We start from the raw sequence: 526 nt of genomic DNA, 5'->3' as shown, positions 1-526 counted from the left end.
TCGCGCCAGGTTGGGCCGGTGCGGCGGGGTGCAGGGTCGATTCCTGCGGTGTGGAGGATCTGCCAGACGGTCGAGGCGGCGATCGGGTGTCCGAGCCGGGCCAGTTCACCTTGAATCCGGCGGTGGCCCCATTGGCTGTTCTCGCGGGCATGGCGCAGTACGAGGTCCTTGACGGCGGCCTGCGGGGGCGGCCGTCCGGGACTGCGGCGTTGTCGGGAGTAGTCCCAGCGGTGGGCGGCGAGTTTGCGGTGCCAAGCCAATAGCGTGCCGGGCGTGATGGGGAAGACCTTTGCCCAGCGGCGGCGGGGGATTAGCGAGGACAGAGAGGCGAAGCACAGGCGGTCCGCGGGTCCGTACCGTACTCGCCCTTGTAGTTGGCGTCGTAGCACGGCGTTTTCATGGCGCAGGACGAGAAGTTCGGCCTCCTTCGAGGTGTCCCGCCGTAGAAGCACCGTCGGGACGGCGAGAAGGCGTCGAGTCACCTGGTACAGAAGCGACACGATCATCTCACCATGGTCGCAGCTCT

1 pseudogene is annotated in these 526 nt (G+C 67.3%); it reads right to left on the bottom strand.

The features are described from left to right. Positions 1-506: pseudogene (locus BBH68_RS40370) on the bottom strand (helix-turn-helix domain-containing protein); the annotation flags it as partial. Positions 507-526 lie beyond the last annotated feature (20 nt).

Source organism: Streptomyces sparsogenes (assembly GCF_001704635.1).
Lineage (GTDB): Bacteria > Actinomycetota > Actinomycetes > Streptomycetales > Streptomycetaceae > Streptomyces > Streptomyces sparsogenes.
The sequence above is the reverse complement of the archived record's forward strand: the minus strand, read 5'-3'. Positions and strand labels throughout refer to the sequence as shown.